The organism is Streptomyces sp. NPDC001002, assembly GCF_053599215.1.
This window is the reverse complement of record NZ_JBSFLV010000018.1, coordinates 15548-30718: the sequence shown is the minus strand read 5'-3', so window position 1 is coordinate 30718 and position 15171 is coordinate 15548. Positions and strand designations below refer to the sequence as shown.

The following is a 15171-nucleotide window of genomic DNA, read 5'->3' as shown; positions in this document are numbered from 1 at the left end:
CGAGACGCTCGGGACCGGTGGCCGCCCTCGATGTCCTTCGGGCTTCCCGTTCTCGATCACATGCTAGGAACTCACCGCGACGGCGTGGAGACTCCGGAGCCGAATTCTCCGCCGGGTTCCCGGCCGGGCCCGAAGCGAGCGCTCCCGCCCCTGCTGCCTCGACCGTCTTCTCCGGCCCCATTGTGTTGAGCCCTGTGCCCCTTTACTGTTCGGCTTTGCCTGAGTCTGTTCGATGCTGATCGCTCAGGGGCTATGGAGGCCGCAGTGCGGAGTCATGGGATCGGATCGGAACCTGCGAGACCCGGCCGCCGGTGGTGGAGGGCAGCCTTGGCCGCTGCCGCGACCATCGCCCTGGCCGCGGGAATGACCGCGCCCGCCGCGGCCATGGACGTCGGCACAGAGCAACCCGCTCCACCGCCCGCCGCAGCCGCGCCGGCGCACACGGTGACCCTCGACGGTTACTCGTTCCTCGTCGACGGCAAGCGCACCTATCTGTGGTCCGGCGAGTTCCACTACTTCCGGCTCCCGAGCCAGGACCTGTGGCGCGACATCTTCCAGAAGATGAAGGCCGCCGGCTTCAACTCCACTTCGCTGTACTTCGATTGGGGCTACCACTCGCCCAAGCCGGGTGTGTACGACTTCACCGGGGTGCGGGACGTCGACAAGCTGCTCGACATGGCCGAGGAGGCCGGGCTCTACGTCATCGCGCGACCGGCGCCGTACATCAACGCGGAGGTCGACAGCGGTGGTCTGCCGGGCTGGCTGACCACCAAGGCGGAGAACAACCGCAGTGACGACCCGCGGTTCCTGAAGTACGCGGACGAATGGCTGACGCAGATCGACCGGATCATCGCCCGCCATCAACTGACCAACGGCACCGGGTCGGTGATCGCCTATCAGGTCGAGAACGAGTACTACAACGGCTCGGCCGCCGGCCGCTCGTACATGCAGCACCTGGAGGACAAGGCCCGTGCCGACGGCATCACGGTCCCGCTGACCGGCAACAACAACGGCACCTTCAACTCCGGTACCGGCGCCCTGGACGTCGACGGCCCGGACTCCTATCCCCAGGGCTTCGACTGCTCCAACCCCGCGAAGTGGAACGGCGTCCCCGACATCAGCTACGACCACCCGGCCGGAAAGCCGCTGTACTCACCGGAGTTCCAGGGCGGCGCCTTCGACCCCTGGGGCGGCCCTGGCTACGACAAGTGCGCCGAGCTGATCAACGACAAGTTCGCCAACGTCTTCTACAAGCAGAACATCGCCGTCGGCGCGACCGCGCAGAGCTTCTACATGACCTACGGCGGCACCAACTGGGGCTGGCTGGGCATGCCCCAGAACTACACCTCGTACGACTACGGGGCCGCGATCCGCGAGACCCGCCAGCTCGATCCGAAGTACGACGAGGACAAGCTGATCGGGTACTTCACGCAGTCGGTCGCCCCGCTGACCAAGACCGAGGCGATCAGGGCCACCCCGCCGGACAACTCGGCGGTCGTCGACACCGCCCGGATGAATCCCGACACCAAGACGCAGTTCCACGTCCTGCGGCACGGGAACTCCACGTCCACGGCGGTCGACAAGACGCACATCGCGCTGGACTTCAACGCGCAGCCGACGTCGGACACCACCTACACCTGGGACGACCCCGACTCCGCGTTGCAGTACGCCGGTTCGTGGTCGCACGTGGCCGACACGAGCTACACCGGCGGCGATTACAAGCACACGGAGTCGTTCTCGAACAAGTCCGGTGACTCGCTCACCGTCCCCTTCGACGGCACCGCGATCCGCTGGATCGGCTCGAAGACGAACAACCACGGCTACGCCGACGTCTACCTCGACGGCACCAAGACGGCGACGGTCGACGACTCCGGCAGCGAGAACCAGGCGGTGCTCTTCCAGAAGACCGGCCTGACACCCGGCACGCACACGCTGAAGATCGTCGTCAACGGCACCCACAGCTCGGGGTCCACGGACAACTACGTGGCTATCGACGCCATCGACGTACCGACGGGCGACTCCGCCACGGAGCCGACCTATCCGGTCGTGCCGCAGCAACCCGGCACCGCGATCACGCTCGACGGACGCGACTCGCACGTGATCCTGGCCAACTACCGTCTCGGGGACGCGCAGTTGCAGTACTCGACCTCCGAGCTCATGACCGACGCGACGATCGGTGACCGCGACATCGCCGTGCTCTACGGCGACGAGGGCAGCGACGGCGAGACCGTCCTGCACTACGCCACCAAGCCCACCGTGACCGCCAACGGCGGTACGGTCACGACGACTTGGGACGCGGCCACCGGCGACCTGCGGCTCAACTACACGCACAAGGGCCTCGTACGCATCAGCATCAGCGGCGGCGGGAAGCGCCCGCTGCTCCTGCTCGTCGGCGACAAGGCTACGGCGAAGACCTTCTGGCGCCAGGACACCGCGTCCGGCCCGGTGCTGGTGCGCGGCACCCACCTGCTGCGGACTGCGACCAGCAAGAACGGCGGCCACACCGTGGCGCTCACCGGAGACAACGCCGACGACAAGAACATCGAGGTGTTCACCTCCGCCGCCCAAGTCACCTGGAACGGGCGGACATTGAGCACCAAGGCGACCGACACGGGGAGCCTGGCCGGCACCATCCCGGTCGCTGCCCCGATCCACCTGCCGGCACTGACGAACTGGAAGCACGCCGACGAATCCCCCGAGGCGGCCCCCGGTTTCGACGACACCAGCTGGCAGGTGGCCGACAAGACGACCACCAACAGCGTCTCCGGCGTCAACTCACTCCCCGTGCTCTACGCCGACGACTACGGCTTCCACACCGGCAACACCTGGTACCGCGGCCGCTTCCACGCCACCGGCAAAGAGACCGGCATCCACCTGGTCTCGGACTCCGGCGGAGGCGCGCAGGCGTTCTCCGCCTGGCTCAACGGCACCTTCCTGGGCAGCTCCACCACGGGCGGCGGCGACTTCACCTTCCCGGCAGGCTCCGTGAAGTCCACCGGCGACAACGTCCTCTCCGTGCTGACCGTCAACATGGGACATGAAGAGGACTACAACTCCACCAACGGCAACAAGACCGCGCGCGGTCTGGCCAGCGCCTCCCTCGTCGGGGCGCCGCTGACCTCCGTCACCTGGCGGCTCCAAGGCGTACGGGGCGGCGAGGACTTGCAGGACACCGTGCGGGGCCCCCTCTCGACCGGTGGCCTGTACGGCGAGCGCGCCGGCTGGTCCCTGCCCGGCTACCCGGACGCCAACTGGAGCCGCGTGACGCTCCCGACGACCGACACCCGTCCCGGAGTCTCCTGGTACCGCACCGACGCCACCCTGGATCTGCCGCACGGCCAGGACACCTCGCTCGGGCTGACCTTCACCGACGACCCGTCCCGCAAGTACCGCGCCACGATCTTCGTGAACGGCTGGCAGGTCGGCAACTACGTCAACTACCTGGGCCCGCAGCACACCTTCCCGGTCCCCAACGGCGTCCTCGACCCGAACGGGCACAACAGCATCGCCATCGCCGTCTGGAACCTGGACGGCAGCACCGGCGGACTCGGCAAGGTCTCGCTCACCAATTACGGCAGTTACGCCTCCTCTCTGCGCGTCGCCCAGAACGACAGCCCTCGCTACGACCCTCGGACGTACGCGATGCCGAAGCGTCCAGGAGCGGACGTCACTCTGGACGTGCCGGACACCGCTCAGCCGGACCAAGCGTTCACGGCCCGTACGACGGTGGACGTGCCGAAGAACCGACCGTCCGTCACCCGGCTCACGGCCGAACTCTCCGCGCCCGACGGCTGGACCGTGACCGCCACCAGCCCCACGTCGGTCAAGCGGGTCCGACCCGGCACATCGGCCACCTTCACCTGGAAGGTCCAGCCACCGTCCGGAACACTGCCCTCCGCCACGCCCCTCACCACCACGGCGCACTACCGCCAGAACGGACACCAGGCCGGCGGCGGCGACGAACGTATCGTCCGCGGAATCCCACCGGCTCCACCGACCGGCACCAGCGCCGTGAGCGACCTGCCGTTCCTGTCGTCCACCAACGGCTGGGGCCCGGTCGAACGTGACAGCAGCGTCGGCGAACAGGCGGCCGGCGACGGCCGTCCGATCACCATCGCCGGCGTCGGCCACGCCAAGGGCCTGGGCACCAACTCGGTCAGCGACGTCGAGCTCTATCTCGCCGGAAAGTGCTCCAAGTTGACGGCGGACGTCGGCGTCGACGACGAGACGGGTGGTGGGGGGACGGTGACGTTCTCCGTCATCGCCGACGGCAAGACCTTGGTCACCACACCGACGATCCGCGGCAGACAGGCCGCCGTACCGATCGACGTGGACGTCAGCGGCGCCCAGGTGATCGACCTCAAGGTCGGTGACGCGGGTGACGGGAACGGCAACGACCACGGTGACTGGGGGACGCCGACGCTGACCTGCGGCTGAGGGCCGTATTCGATACCAGGGCCGGCCGTATTCGATACCGACGAGGGGAATGTGACTGTGCACAGACGCACAGGATTAGGGCGCTCGCTGCTGGGCGCGTTACTGAGTCTCACCGTGGCCGTCGGCCTCGGTGTCGGCGTGGCCGGGACGGCGTCTGCTGACACAGGCGGACTGACGGCCGTGACCGAGTACAACTTCACCAGCCAGAGCGGCGACTACATCGGCCAGGGCACCAGCGCCACCTACACACCGTCCACGGCAGACATCAGTGTCGGTGGCAACGCGGGGTACGTGCGACTCAGCGTGAGCACCGCCGACGAGTGGTGGGACGTCGACCTCGCGGCGCCCATCGGCGAGCAACTGCGGCCGGGCGTCTACCGAGATGCCGAGCGCGCCTCGTTTCGGACCGGACGCTCACCCGGACTCGACGTCTCCGGAGACGGCCGTGGCTGCAACACGGTCTACGGCGAGTTCTCGGTCAACCAGATCGAGACCGACGCGTCCGGCGCGATCACGGTCCTGGACGCCACGTACACCCAGCACTGCGAGAACGCCGACGCCCCCGCTCTCGAGGGCGTCGTCAGGTACCGCGCCTACCCGCTCGCCTACGCCTACACGAGCGACCCCGGCGACTACATAGGCCAGGGGAAGACCCAGACTCATCAGGGAGCCACCAGCACCTTCGCGCTCAGGCCCTATGCCAACGGCGTCGCGTACGACGTCTCCGGCAAGCGGGAGTACTGGACCGCGCTGTTGACCCCGCCCGTCGGCGCGCAGTTCGAGGTCGGGCACACCTACCAGGCGGAGCGCTCGCAGAGTGCTTCAGTGGCCGGACTGGATGTCTTCGGCGTGGGGCGCGGCTGCAACACGGTCACCGGAGAGTTCACAGTGACCGAGCTGGCTCGCGGTGACGACGGCGCCATCCAGGCCTTCGCCGCCACCTTCGTGCAGCACTGTGAAGGCATGGAACCCGCTCTGCACGGCACGATCCACTACTACGCCTGACGGACCGGCGCCCTCGTCGGAGCGGAAGTCGCCCGGCGAGGCCGCCGGCCCTCGGCAGCACCCTTGAGGTCAGCGGCCCTTGAGGTCAGCGGCCCTTGCGGACCCGGGCCGCCGCGCGAGCCTCCGCGGTCTTACGAGCCTCGGCGGCTTTGCGGGACTCCTTGGCGGGGCGGCCCGGGCGGGTGCCCATGCCGCGGAAGGGCGCGTTGCCGCCAGAGGTCTTCGTCTCGGTGGGCGGGCGCTTGGCGCCGGTGAGGGCGGTCAGCTTCGCCTCGCCCGAGCGCACCTGGGTGGTGGTCGGGCGGATGCCGGCCTCGGACATCATCCGGTTCACATCGCGCCGCTGGTTGGGGGTGACCAGGGTGACCACCCGCCCGGACTCCCCGGCGCGGGCGGTGCGCCCGGCCCGGTGCAGGTACTCCTTGCCGTCGGCCGGCGGGTCGACGTTGACGACGAGGTCGAGGGCGTCGATGTGAATGCCCCGCGCGGCGACGTTGGTGGCCACCAGCACGGTGACCTCACCGTCCTTGAACTGCGCGAGCGTGTGCGTGCGTTGGGGCTGCGACTTCCCGCTGTGCAGGGCGGACGCCCGTACGCCGCTGGCCCGCAGGTGCCGGGTGAACTGGTCCACGCCGGCCTTCGTGTCGAGGAACATGAGCACCCGGCCGTCCCGCGCGGCGATCTCGGTCGCGGTCGCGTACTTGTCGGCGGCGTGGATGTTCAGCACGTGGTGTTCCATCGTCGTGACCGAGCCCGCCGCCCGGTCGACCGACGCGAGGACAGGGTCGTGAAGGTGGTCCTGCACCAGCCGGTCGACGTCACGGTCGAGCGTGGCCGAGAACAGGAGCCGCTGCCCGTCGGAGGGGACCTGGTCCAGGAGCTCCGAGACCTGCGGCAGGAACCCGAGGTCGCACATCTGGTCCGCCTCGTCGAGGACCGTGATCCGCACCTGGTTCAGGTGACAGTCCCGGCGCGACACCAGGTCGGTCAGCCGCCCGGGCGTCGCGATGACCACCTCGGCGCCGGTCTTCAGCTGCGCCGTCTGCCGGTTGATCGACAGTCCGCCGACCACCGTGGCCAGCCGTACCCCCAAGGTCTGCGCGTACGGCGCCAGCGCGTCGCCGACCTGCTGGGCGAGCTCTCGGGTCGGCACCAGGACCAGTGCGAGCGGCCGCTTCGACTCCGCTCGCCGGCCCGCGGTGCGTACGAGCAGCGCGAGCCCGAAAGCCAGCGTCTTGCCGGAGCCGGTGCGCGCCCGGCCCAGCACGTCCCGGCCGGCCAGGGCGTCGGGCAGGGTCGCCGCCTGGATCGGGAAGGGCTCCGTCACTCCGAGGCCGGTCATCTTCTCGACCAGCTCGGGCGGCAGCCCGAGCGTGGCGAAGGAAGCGACGGGCGGCTGCGCGTTCATGGAGAACCTTCCTCGGTCTGATGCCCTCAACGCGCCGGGGCCCGTACCCCTTGGTACGGGCCCCGGCGGCGTCGAAGCGTTCTCGTCATTTTACCAGCGGCCACTCGGGCCGCCCGCCGCTCGGACCGGGGCGCGGTGCGCGCCGCACGCACCGGTCCGTGGGCGTCGTAATGTCAAGATCGTGTCCTCAGTGATCCCGTCTCTTCTCAGGGATGTCTCAGGAGTGTCATGTGCTGAGGGATCGCCCCAGGGGGCCCGTGATGGAGGAGGAACGACCGCGGGCCAGCCGCGGATCGGCTATCACGGGGAGAACGAGATCCATGATGTTCAAGCGATTCGGGACCATCGCCGCGACCGCTGTCACCGGCACCCTGCTTCTGACCGCCTGCAATGGCGCGGACGGCGCGGCCAACGCCAACGTCTCGCCTCCGGCGGCAGGAGCGACGCAGGCCGCGGGCGCCCTCGGCCGCTACTCCGAGAACAAGCCGGGGGCGACGTACTTCACCTCGATCCTCACCGGTGACAACGAGGTGCCCGTCAAGGGCAAGCCTGCGGTGGGTGACAAGGACGGCAGCGCGGTGGCCCTCATGCGCATCCAGGGCGACGAGGTGTCCTTCGCGTTCGCGTGGACCGGTACCGGGACCCCGACCATGGCCCACCTCCACCAGGGTGCGCGGGGCACCAACGGTGACGTGAAGATCCCGTTCTTCATGGAGAAGCTCAAGGACGGCACGCCGTTCGTGTTCGGCAGCGTGAAGGTCAAGGACGCCGACCTGCTCCGCAGCATCAAGGCCCACCCCGATCAGTTCTACTTCAACCTGCACACCGCCGAGTTCCCGGGCGGCGCGGTCCGCGGACAGGCCATCGCGCTGCCGGGCGCCGTCTCCCTGCCGAACGCCATCCGGCACTCGGCGCTGGCCGGCGTGGTCAAGGGCGCCCAGATCTACGCCTGCACCAAGCAAGAGGACGGCTCCTACGCCTTCACCCAGGACAACGTCGACGCCACCCTCCAGGGCGACATCCAGCACAGCTTCGCCAAGCACGGTCCCGCCGGCCCCCCGCAGTGGATCGCGCCCGACGGTTCCTCGGTGACCGGCAGCGTCGTCAACAAGTTCGACAACGGCACGGGCAACATCCCCCAGCTCCTGCTCCGCGCACAGCAGACCGGCAAGAGTGAGGGACTCCTGTCCAAGACGACGTCGGTCCTGCGGCTCAACACCGTCGGCGGCGTCGCACCGGCCGGCACCTGCAACCCGACCACACAGCCCAGCGCCCGCGTCCCCTACACCGCCGACTACCTCTTCCTCGCCACCAAGTAGCACCGACCGCCTCACGCCCCGGAACGGAACCCCTCCGCCGGGGCGTGCGGCGCGCTCCAACTGGCGAGCAGCGCCAGGGTCTGGGCGGAGGAAGAGCCGGGTTCGGCGGTGTACAGGCAGATGGTGTGGTCCGGGTCGGTCGAGAAGTTCAGTGCTTCGTGGTGCACGGTCAGGTCCCCGACCACGGGATGGTGGAGCCGCTGGGTGCCGTGGCTGCAGTCGTCCAGTTGGTGACCCGCCCACCAGCCGTTGAACTCCGGGACCTTGACGCAGGCCTCGCCGATGAGTTCGTTGAGGCGGGTGTCGTCGGGATGGCGCCCAGAGGACAGGCGGAGGTTGGCCACGATGATCCGGGCGATGGCCTCCCAGTCGTCGTACAGCTCCTTCGCGGCGGGAGAGAAGAGCACGAAGCGCGCGAAGTTGCGCTCCCGGATCGCGAGCGCGTCGAAGTCCGTGATGAGCGCGCGGACCAGGTAGTTCGAGGCCAGCACGTCCAGTCGGTGGTTGACGATGAAGGCCGGTGCGACGCTCCCCAGTACATCCAGCATCTGATGCACTTCCGGCCGCACACGCTCGGGTCGCGCGCGGTCTCGCCGAGGGTGGGTCACCCGCGGGCGCGCGATGTGGAAGAGGTAGTCGCGCTCGACCGGACCCAGGCGCAGCGCGCGGGCCACTCCGTCCAGCACGCTCTCGGAGACACGGGGATGCCGCCCCTGTTCCAGCCGGGTGTAGTAGTCGGTGCTCACATCGGCCAGCCGAGCCACCTCTTCGCGGCGCAGACCCGGCACCCGGCGGCCCCGGCCGCTCGTCGGTACGCCGACCGACTCGGGAGTCAGGCGTGCGCGGCGAGAACGGAGGAACTCCCCCAGCTCGGTGTTCTGGTCCATACACCCATTGTGTGCCCACCGCGGCACGGCTTCGGAGTCGATCGTGGCCCAGCTGGACCTATGTTCGGCTGGGCGTTCGCCGACGCATTTTCGCTGCTCTCACGGTGCCAATCTCGATATTGCTGCTCGTCAGCCATGACTCGTCAGCCATGAAGAGAAACCGGAGCATCACATGACCACCACCTCAACGTCGAAGATCGTCCTGGTGACCGGAGCCAGCAGTGGCATCGGCGAGGCCACCGCCAGGGCCCTCGCCGCCGCCGGACACCACGTCGTACTCGGTGCCCGCCGGGTCGACCGGCTGGCCGAGATCGCCGACAGCATCAAGGCCGCCGGCGGCTCCGCCGACCACGCCGAACTCGATGTGACGAGCCTCGACAGCGTGAAGGCCTTCGTCAGCGCGGCGCACGAGCGCCATGGGCGGATCGAGGTCCTGGTCAACAACGCCGGTGTCATGCCGTTGTCGCCGCTGATCATGGGGCGGACGGCCGACTGGGACCAGATGATCGATGTCAACGTACGCGGCGTGCTGCACGGCATCGCGGCGGCACTGCCCCTCATGAAGGCCCAGGGCTCCGGTCACTTCGTCAACATCGCCTCCACGCTCGGGCACGAGGTGTCGCCCACCACCGCCGTGTACAGCGCGACCAAGTACGCGGTGCGGGCCATTTCGGAGGGCATCCGCAAGGAGAACGGCGACGTCCGCGTGACCATCGTCAGCCCTTCCTTCGTGGAGTCGGAGCTGATCCAGGGCGGCGACCCCGGCACCATGGCGTGGGTTCAGGGCATGGCGGACAAGCTCGCGCTGCCCACGGCCGCCATCTCCGACGCCATCGTGTACGCGGTGAACCAGCCCGCGCAGGTCGACGTCGGCGAACTCGTGATCCGCTCGGTTCTCGACGCGGCCGTCTGACGATCCGCCGCCTACTGCCGCCCCGCGCCCCTCTCCTGCTTGAAGACCAGGAGGGGCGTGGGGCGGTTGCGCAGGTGCAGGTCGAAGAAGGCCACGATCAGTTCAGGCGTCACCGACCGGCCGCATCGTCGATAACAGATATCTGTTGCCATCGATAACGCAGACTGTTATCGTCGATTGCATGGATACGAGATCAGCGCTAATCGAGGCGACGGCGGAGCTGCTCGCCCACTCCCCCGGCGGCGACGTGTCGACCCGCGCGATCAGCGAGGCCGCGGGCGTCCAGCAGCCGGTGCTGTACCGACTGTTCGGCGACAAAAACGGGCTGCTCACGGCCACGGTCGACTACGTGTGGGACCAGTACTTGGGCAGCAAGCGGGCCGCCGAGAAGTCCCCGGATCCGCTGCAGGATCTGCGGGCGGGCTGGGACAGTCACACCGCGTTCGCGCTGGCCCACCCCAACGCCTACAAGCTGATGTTCTCCTCGGCCCTGGGCGAGCAGCCCGAGGCCGCGACGGAGGCCATGCGGATCCTGCGCGAGGTTCTCGACCGGCTCGCTCAGCAGGGCCGCCTGCGCGTGGCGTCGGACGTGGCCGCGCGGATGGTCATGTCGGCAAACACCGGTGTCGCCCTCGCCCTGATCACGCGTCCCGCCCTGTATCCGGACATGAGCCTCTCCGTCATGGTCCGCGACGCGATCCACCGGGACATCCTTCTCGACCCGGCCGCGGACACCGCCACGCACGACGCGCGGCAGGCAGCGGCCACCACGCTGCTGGCCTCGGCGGACGAGTTCACCCCTCAGCCCTTCACCCCCGCCGAGTCCGCGCTGCTCAAGCAGTGGCTGGCACACCTGGCAGACCCCGGCCGGAGCAGCTGACCTGCCGGGACCGCACCACCCCGCCCACCTCTCGCCCCCATCGATCGACAACAACACCGAAGGAAAAGTCATGAGCAACGACAGCACCAACCGTGTAGCCCTCGTCACCGGCGCCTCCGGCGGTATCGGCCGCGCGGTCGCCGAACGCCTCGCGGCGGACGGCATCGCGGTCGGCGTGCACTACGCCGGCAACAAGACCAAGGCCGACGAGACCGTCGCCGCCATCACCTCGGCCGGCGGCCGGGCCGTCGCGGTGAGCGGTGACGTCGCCGACGAGCACGCCATGGCCGCGGCCTTCGAGACCGTGGAGCGGGAGTTCGGCGGCATCGACGTGGTCGTCAACACGGCCGGCATCATGCTCCTCTCCCCCATCGCGGACCTGGACCTCGACGACCTCGACCGTATGCACCGCACCAACATCCGCGGCACCTTCGTCGTCTCCCAGCAGGCGGCCCGGCGCGTGCGCGGCGGCGGCGCGATCATCAACTTCTCCACCTCCGTCACCCGCCTCCAGTTCCCGTCCTACGGCGCCTACGTGGCGAGCAAGGGCGCGGTCGAGGCCATGACGCTCGTCCTCGCCCGGGAGATGCGGGGCAAGGACGTCACCGTCAACGCCGTGGCACCGGGCCCGACGGCCACGCCGCTGTTCCTCGACGGCAAGGACGAGGCCACGATCGCGAACCTGTCCAAGGCGGCGCCGCTGGAGCGTCTGGGCACCCCGCAGGACATCGCGGAGACGGTGGCCTTCCTCGCCGGCCCGGCCCGCTGGGTCAACGGTCAGATCCTCTACACCAACGGCGGCATCGCGTGACGGCCCCCGCACACCGCCCAGATCCCTCCACACCACCACCCACGCCCCTCCACGCTCCGAAGGAGACAGAGACCATGAGCAACATCGTCGTCATCACCGGCGCCTCCAGCGGATTCGGCGCCCTCACCGCCCGCGCCCTGGCCGACGCCGGCCACATCGTCTACGCCGGAATACGGCAGACCACCACCCGCAACGCCGCACAGGTCGAGGCCGCCGCCGCGTACAGCAAGGAACACGGAGTCGACCTGCGGTCCGTCGAACTCGACGTCACCGCACAGGAATCCGTCGACGCCGCGATCCGCCAGATCCTCGACGAGCACGGCCGTATCGACGTCCTGATCCACAACGCCGGCCACATGGTCACCGGCCCCGCCGAGGCCTTCACTCCCGAACAGCTCGCCGACCTGTACGACGTGAACGTCCTGTCGACCCAGCGCGTCAACCGCGCCGCCCTGCCCGCCATGCGCGAGGCCGGCCGGGGCCTGGTGGTCTGGGTCTCCAGCAGCAGCGTGAAGGGCGGCACCCCGCCCTACCTCGCGCCGTACTTCGCGGCCAAGGCCGCCATGGACTCACTCGCCGTCAGCTACGCGGCCGAACTGGCCCGTTGGGGCGTCGAGACGACCATCGTGGTACCCGGCTCGTTCACCAGCGGCACCAACCACTTCGCCCACTCCGGCCGACCCGCTGACAAGGACATCGAGGCCGAGTACGAGACCAAGTACGCCGGGCTCGTCGGGCAAGTCGCGGAGAAACTCGCCGCGTTGGCCCCCGAAGGCGCCGAGGCCTCTCTCGTCTCCGACGAGATCACGCGCATAGTCGGGCTCCCCGCCGGAGAGCGCCCCTACCGGGTCACCATCGACCCCGCGAACGACGGATCCGAGGAGGTCTCGGACCTCGCCGACCGCATCCGGCGCGAGTTCCTCACCCGCGTCGACCTCGCCGACCTGCTCACCGTCCACCCGGTGAACAGCTGAGGCCGAGGACCGACTGACGTACGCGGTCGCGACGTCACTCAGGAACGACCGGTCACCGGCAACTCACGCTGTTCAGGGTTGCGCGGAACCGAAGAGAAGTCCCGCAAGGGAATCCTCCCCGAGGAACTCCGCCAGCTCGGCCCGGCTCGGTGCGGTGGCGGGACCACGGCGGGTCACCGCGAAAGCCGCCACAGCGTTGGCCCCACGGGCGGCCGTCAGCGGGTCGTGACCCTGACCGAGCAGGGCGAGAAACGCACCGACGTGCGCGTCACCCGCGCCATTGCTGTCCACCGCGTCCACCGGGAATCCGGGTACGTGGACCGGCGCCCCGTCGGAAGCCGCCAGCCAGCACCCGTCCTTGTCGGCCCGCACGAGGACACCCGCCCCCGGTGACAGCCTCTCGCGCAGCACATTGGCCGCGGCACTCGGCTCCGGGTGACCGCTCATCAGCCGGGCCTCCCGGGCGTTGACGCTGAGCCAGTTGGTACGGGCGAGCACCGGCGCGAGGACCTGGTCGGGAATGTCGGCCACCAGAGGACCGGGGTCGAGACAGACGGTGACGTCTGCCGGAAGGCCGACCGTGAGTTCGGCAAGCAAGGGTCCGTTGCCGGGCAACACCAGCGCGTAGCCGGAGAGTTGAAGCAGGTCACCATCGCTCAGCCCGGCGGCGATCGTCCGGGTGTCGGCCGACGTGAGATCGGTTTCGACGCCGAAGCTGGTGACGAAGGTACGCTCGCCCCCGTCGTCAACCAGGGCGACGGTGAAGCCGGTGTCACGGTCGGTACGCGCGGGCAACAGGGTCGCGATGCCTTCGGCGGCGAGGGCCGCACGGACGAGGTCGCCATAGGGGCCGGTGCCGTGGAGACCGGCGAAGACGGCCTGCGTGCCGAGGCGCGCGGCGGCGGCCAGGGTGTTGAATCCGCCGCCCGCGGTGGTCTCGGTGCGGGTGCCGAGAACGTCACCGCCACGCTCGGGCAGCGCGGGCACCTCGATGACCAGGTCCGCGAGGACGTTCCCGGCGAGGACGAGACGGCCGCTCATCGTGCGGCCTCCTGAAGGGCGGCGGACGGAGAGGAGGAGTCGGCGACCAGAGAACCGCCCCGGGGACCGCACACCGCATAGACGGCGCCGGCGACGACCATGGCGATGGCCCAGCCCAGCCCGTTCACACCGAGCCAGGTGTTGGACAGGGGGCCTTCGAACCAGACGTCGTCGGCGCTGGTCGACGCCTTGGTGAACAGCAGTCCGGCCACGATGGCGCCGGCCCAGCCCAGCACGGCGGGCAGGTGGAAGCCGCCCGTGTACCAGTAACGGCTGGTGCGGCGAGTGTCCATGATCGCTTCGGCGTCGTAGGTGCGGCCGCGCAGCGAATCGACCGCGCCGACGCCGATCCACGCGGAGATGGGCACGGCCAGCAAGGTCAGGAAGGTGGAGAAGGGACCGTAGAAATCGTCGGCGATCAGCATGAAGTAGATGCCGCCCGCGAACATCAGCACCACGTCGAAGGTGACGGCGAGGGCGCGCGGGACGCGCAGGCCCAGGGTGATCATCGTCAGTCCGGCGGAGTAGGTGGAGAGGTGGTTCGACATGAGCAGGCCGCCGAAGGCCGCGATGAGATACGGGATGGCCATCCAGGAGGGCAGCATGGCGTTGATCGCCGCGACCGGGTCGGAGGAGGTGGCCAGCGTGCCGTCCCCCGCGGCGAGCAGTGAGCCCAGCGAGATCAGCAGGACGAGAGGGATGCCGGCGCCGAACGCCGAGGCCACCACCAGTCGTCGGCCCGGGATGCTGCGGGGCAGGTAACGGGCGTAGTCCGCACCGGCGTTGGCCCAGCCGATGCCCGTGCCCGCGGCGATGAACCCGATGCCCGCGACGACCCCGCTCGTCGCACCGGCCGGGGTGTCGAGCACCCGGGACCAGTCGACGGTGGCGACGAGGAAGCCCATCACGATCAGGTTGAGGACCCCGAAGACGACGGTGGCCCACTTGTTGATCCACATGATGGTCGCGTGACCGAGGCCGCTGATCAGCAGCGTGCAGGTGATGAAGAACAGGAGGCATACGAGCGTCAGGACCGTGCCCCGGCCCACGCCGAACGCGGTGTTCAGCAGGGCCAGCAGCGCGTAGGCCGCCGTGGTGGTGGTGATGGTCTCCCAGCCGACCCGGCTGAGCCAGGTGATCAGCGTCGGACCCGCGTTGCCCCGCTGACCGAAGACGGCGCGCGAGAGCGTGAGTGCGGGCGCGCCGCCCTTCTTGCCGGCGAGGCTCAGTGCTCCCACCAGGGCGAAGGAACCGAACGAGCCGAGTACGGCGACGAGCGCCGCCTGCCAGATGTTCAGGCCGCGGAACGCCACCAGGGTGGCGCCCAGGGGCAGCCCGAGGATGCTGATGTTGGCGGCGAACCATGTCCAGAACATCTGTCCGGCGTGGCCGTGCCGTTCGCTGTCGGGGACCGGTTCGATCCCCCGGGTCTCAATGGTGCCGACGCGATCGTTCGTCTTCGAAGCGGTCATGACGGAACCTCCTTGCGGGTGCGG

11 protein-coding genes are annotated in these 15171 nt (G+C 69.2%); 7 read left to right on the top strand and 4 right to left on the bottom strand.

Annotated elements, in window-relative coordinates; all coding sequences use genetic code 11:
* Positions 1–363: 363 nt before the first annotated feature.
* Positions 364–4437, top strand: coding sequence for a beta-galactosidase (locus tag ACWDR3_RS11375; RefSeq protein WP_450352292.1), 4074 nt, complete (start codon positions 364–366; stop codon positions 4435–4437).
* Positions 4438–4617: 180 nt separating this feature from the next.
* Positions 4618–5442, top strand: a complete 825-nt coding sequence (locus ACWDR3_RS11370; RefSeq protein WP_450352235.1) for a hypothetical protein — start codon at positions 4618–4620, stop codon at positions 5440–5442.
* Positions 5443–5527: 85 nt separating this feature from the next.
* Here ACWDR3_RS11370 and ACWDR3_RS11365 read toward each other — a convergent pair whose 3' ends face one another.
* A complete protein-coding gene (locus tag ACWDR3_RS11365; protein ID WP_450352234.1) occupies positions 5528–6850 on the bottom strand; it encodes a DEAD/DEAH box helicase in 1323 nt (440 codons plus the stop codon).
* A gap of 320 nt (positions 6851–7170) precedes the next feature.
* Here ACWDR3_RS11365 and ACWDR3_RS11360 point away from each other — a divergent pair, with 320 nt between their 5' ends.
* A complete protein-coding gene (locus ACWDR3_RS11360; RefSeq protein ID WP_450352233.1) occupies positions 7171–8169 on the top strand; it encodes a CHRD domain-containing protein in 999 nt (332 codons plus the stop codon).
* An 11-nt stretch (positions 8170–8180) separates the two neighbouring features.
* On the opposite strand, the gene ACWDR3_RS11355 is transcribed toward ACWDR3_RS11360, so the two are convergent.
* Positions 8181–9056: a helix-turn-helix transcriptional regulator gene (locus ACWDR3_RS11355; protein WP_450352232.1), complete on the bottom strand. Its 876-nt coding sequence runs from the start codon at positions 9054–9056 to the stop codon at positions 8181–8183.
* Between the two features lie 172 nt (positions 9057–9228).
* Between ACWDR3_RS11355 and ACWDR3_RS11350 the strand changes: the two genes are divergently transcribed.
* The 4 genes from ACWDR3_RS11350 to ACWDR3_RS11335 all read left to right on the top strand — a co-directional run bounded on the left by ACWDR3_RS11350 (position 9229) and on the right by ACWDR3_RS11335 (position 12634).
* Positions 9229–9969 (top strand): SDR family oxidoreductase, encoded by a 741-nt coding sequence (locus tag ACWDR3_RS11350; RefSeq protein ID WP_450352231.1) that lies wholly within the window; start codon positions 9229–9231, stop codon positions 9967–9969.
* A gap of 181 nt (positions 9970–10150) precedes the next feature.
* Positions 10151–10849, top strand: coding sequence for a TetR/AcrR family transcriptional regulator (locus ACWDR3_RS11345; RefSeq protein ID WP_450352230.1), 699 nt, complete (start codon positions 10151–10153; stop codon positions 10847–10849).
* Between the two features lie 70 nt (positions 10850–10919).
* Complete coding sequence (locus ACWDR3_RS11340; protein WP_450352229.1) at positions 10920–11660, top strand: SDR family oxidoreductase; 741 nt, start codon at positions 10920–10922, stop codon at positions 11658–11660.
* A 74-nt stretch (positions 11661–11734) separates the two neighbouring features.
* Positions 11735–12634 carry an SDR family oxidoreductase gene (locus ACWDR3_RS11335; protein WP_450352228.1) on the top strand — a complete coding sequence of 300 codons (900 nt, stop codon included), beginning with the start codon at positions 11735–11737 and terminating at the stop codon, positions 12632–12634.
* Positions 12635–12706: 72 nt separating this feature from the next.
* On the opposite strand, the gene ACWDR3_RS11330 is transcribed toward ACWDR3_RS11335, so the two are convergent.
* A complete protein-coding gene (locus tag ACWDR3_RS11330) occupies positions 12707–13675 on the bottom strand; it encodes a PfkB family carbohydrate kinase (protein ID WP_450352227.1) in 969 nt (322 codons plus the stop codon).
* A complete protein-coding gene (locus tag ACWDR3_RS11325) occupies positions 13672–15147 on the bottom strand; it encodes a purine-cytosine permease family protein (RefSeq protein WP_450352226.1) in 1476 nt (491 codons plus the stop codon). The genes ACWDR3_RS11330 and ACWDR3_RS11325 overlap by 4 nt, the downstream gene beginning before the upstream one ends.
* Positions 15148–15171: the final 24 nt, after the last annotated feature.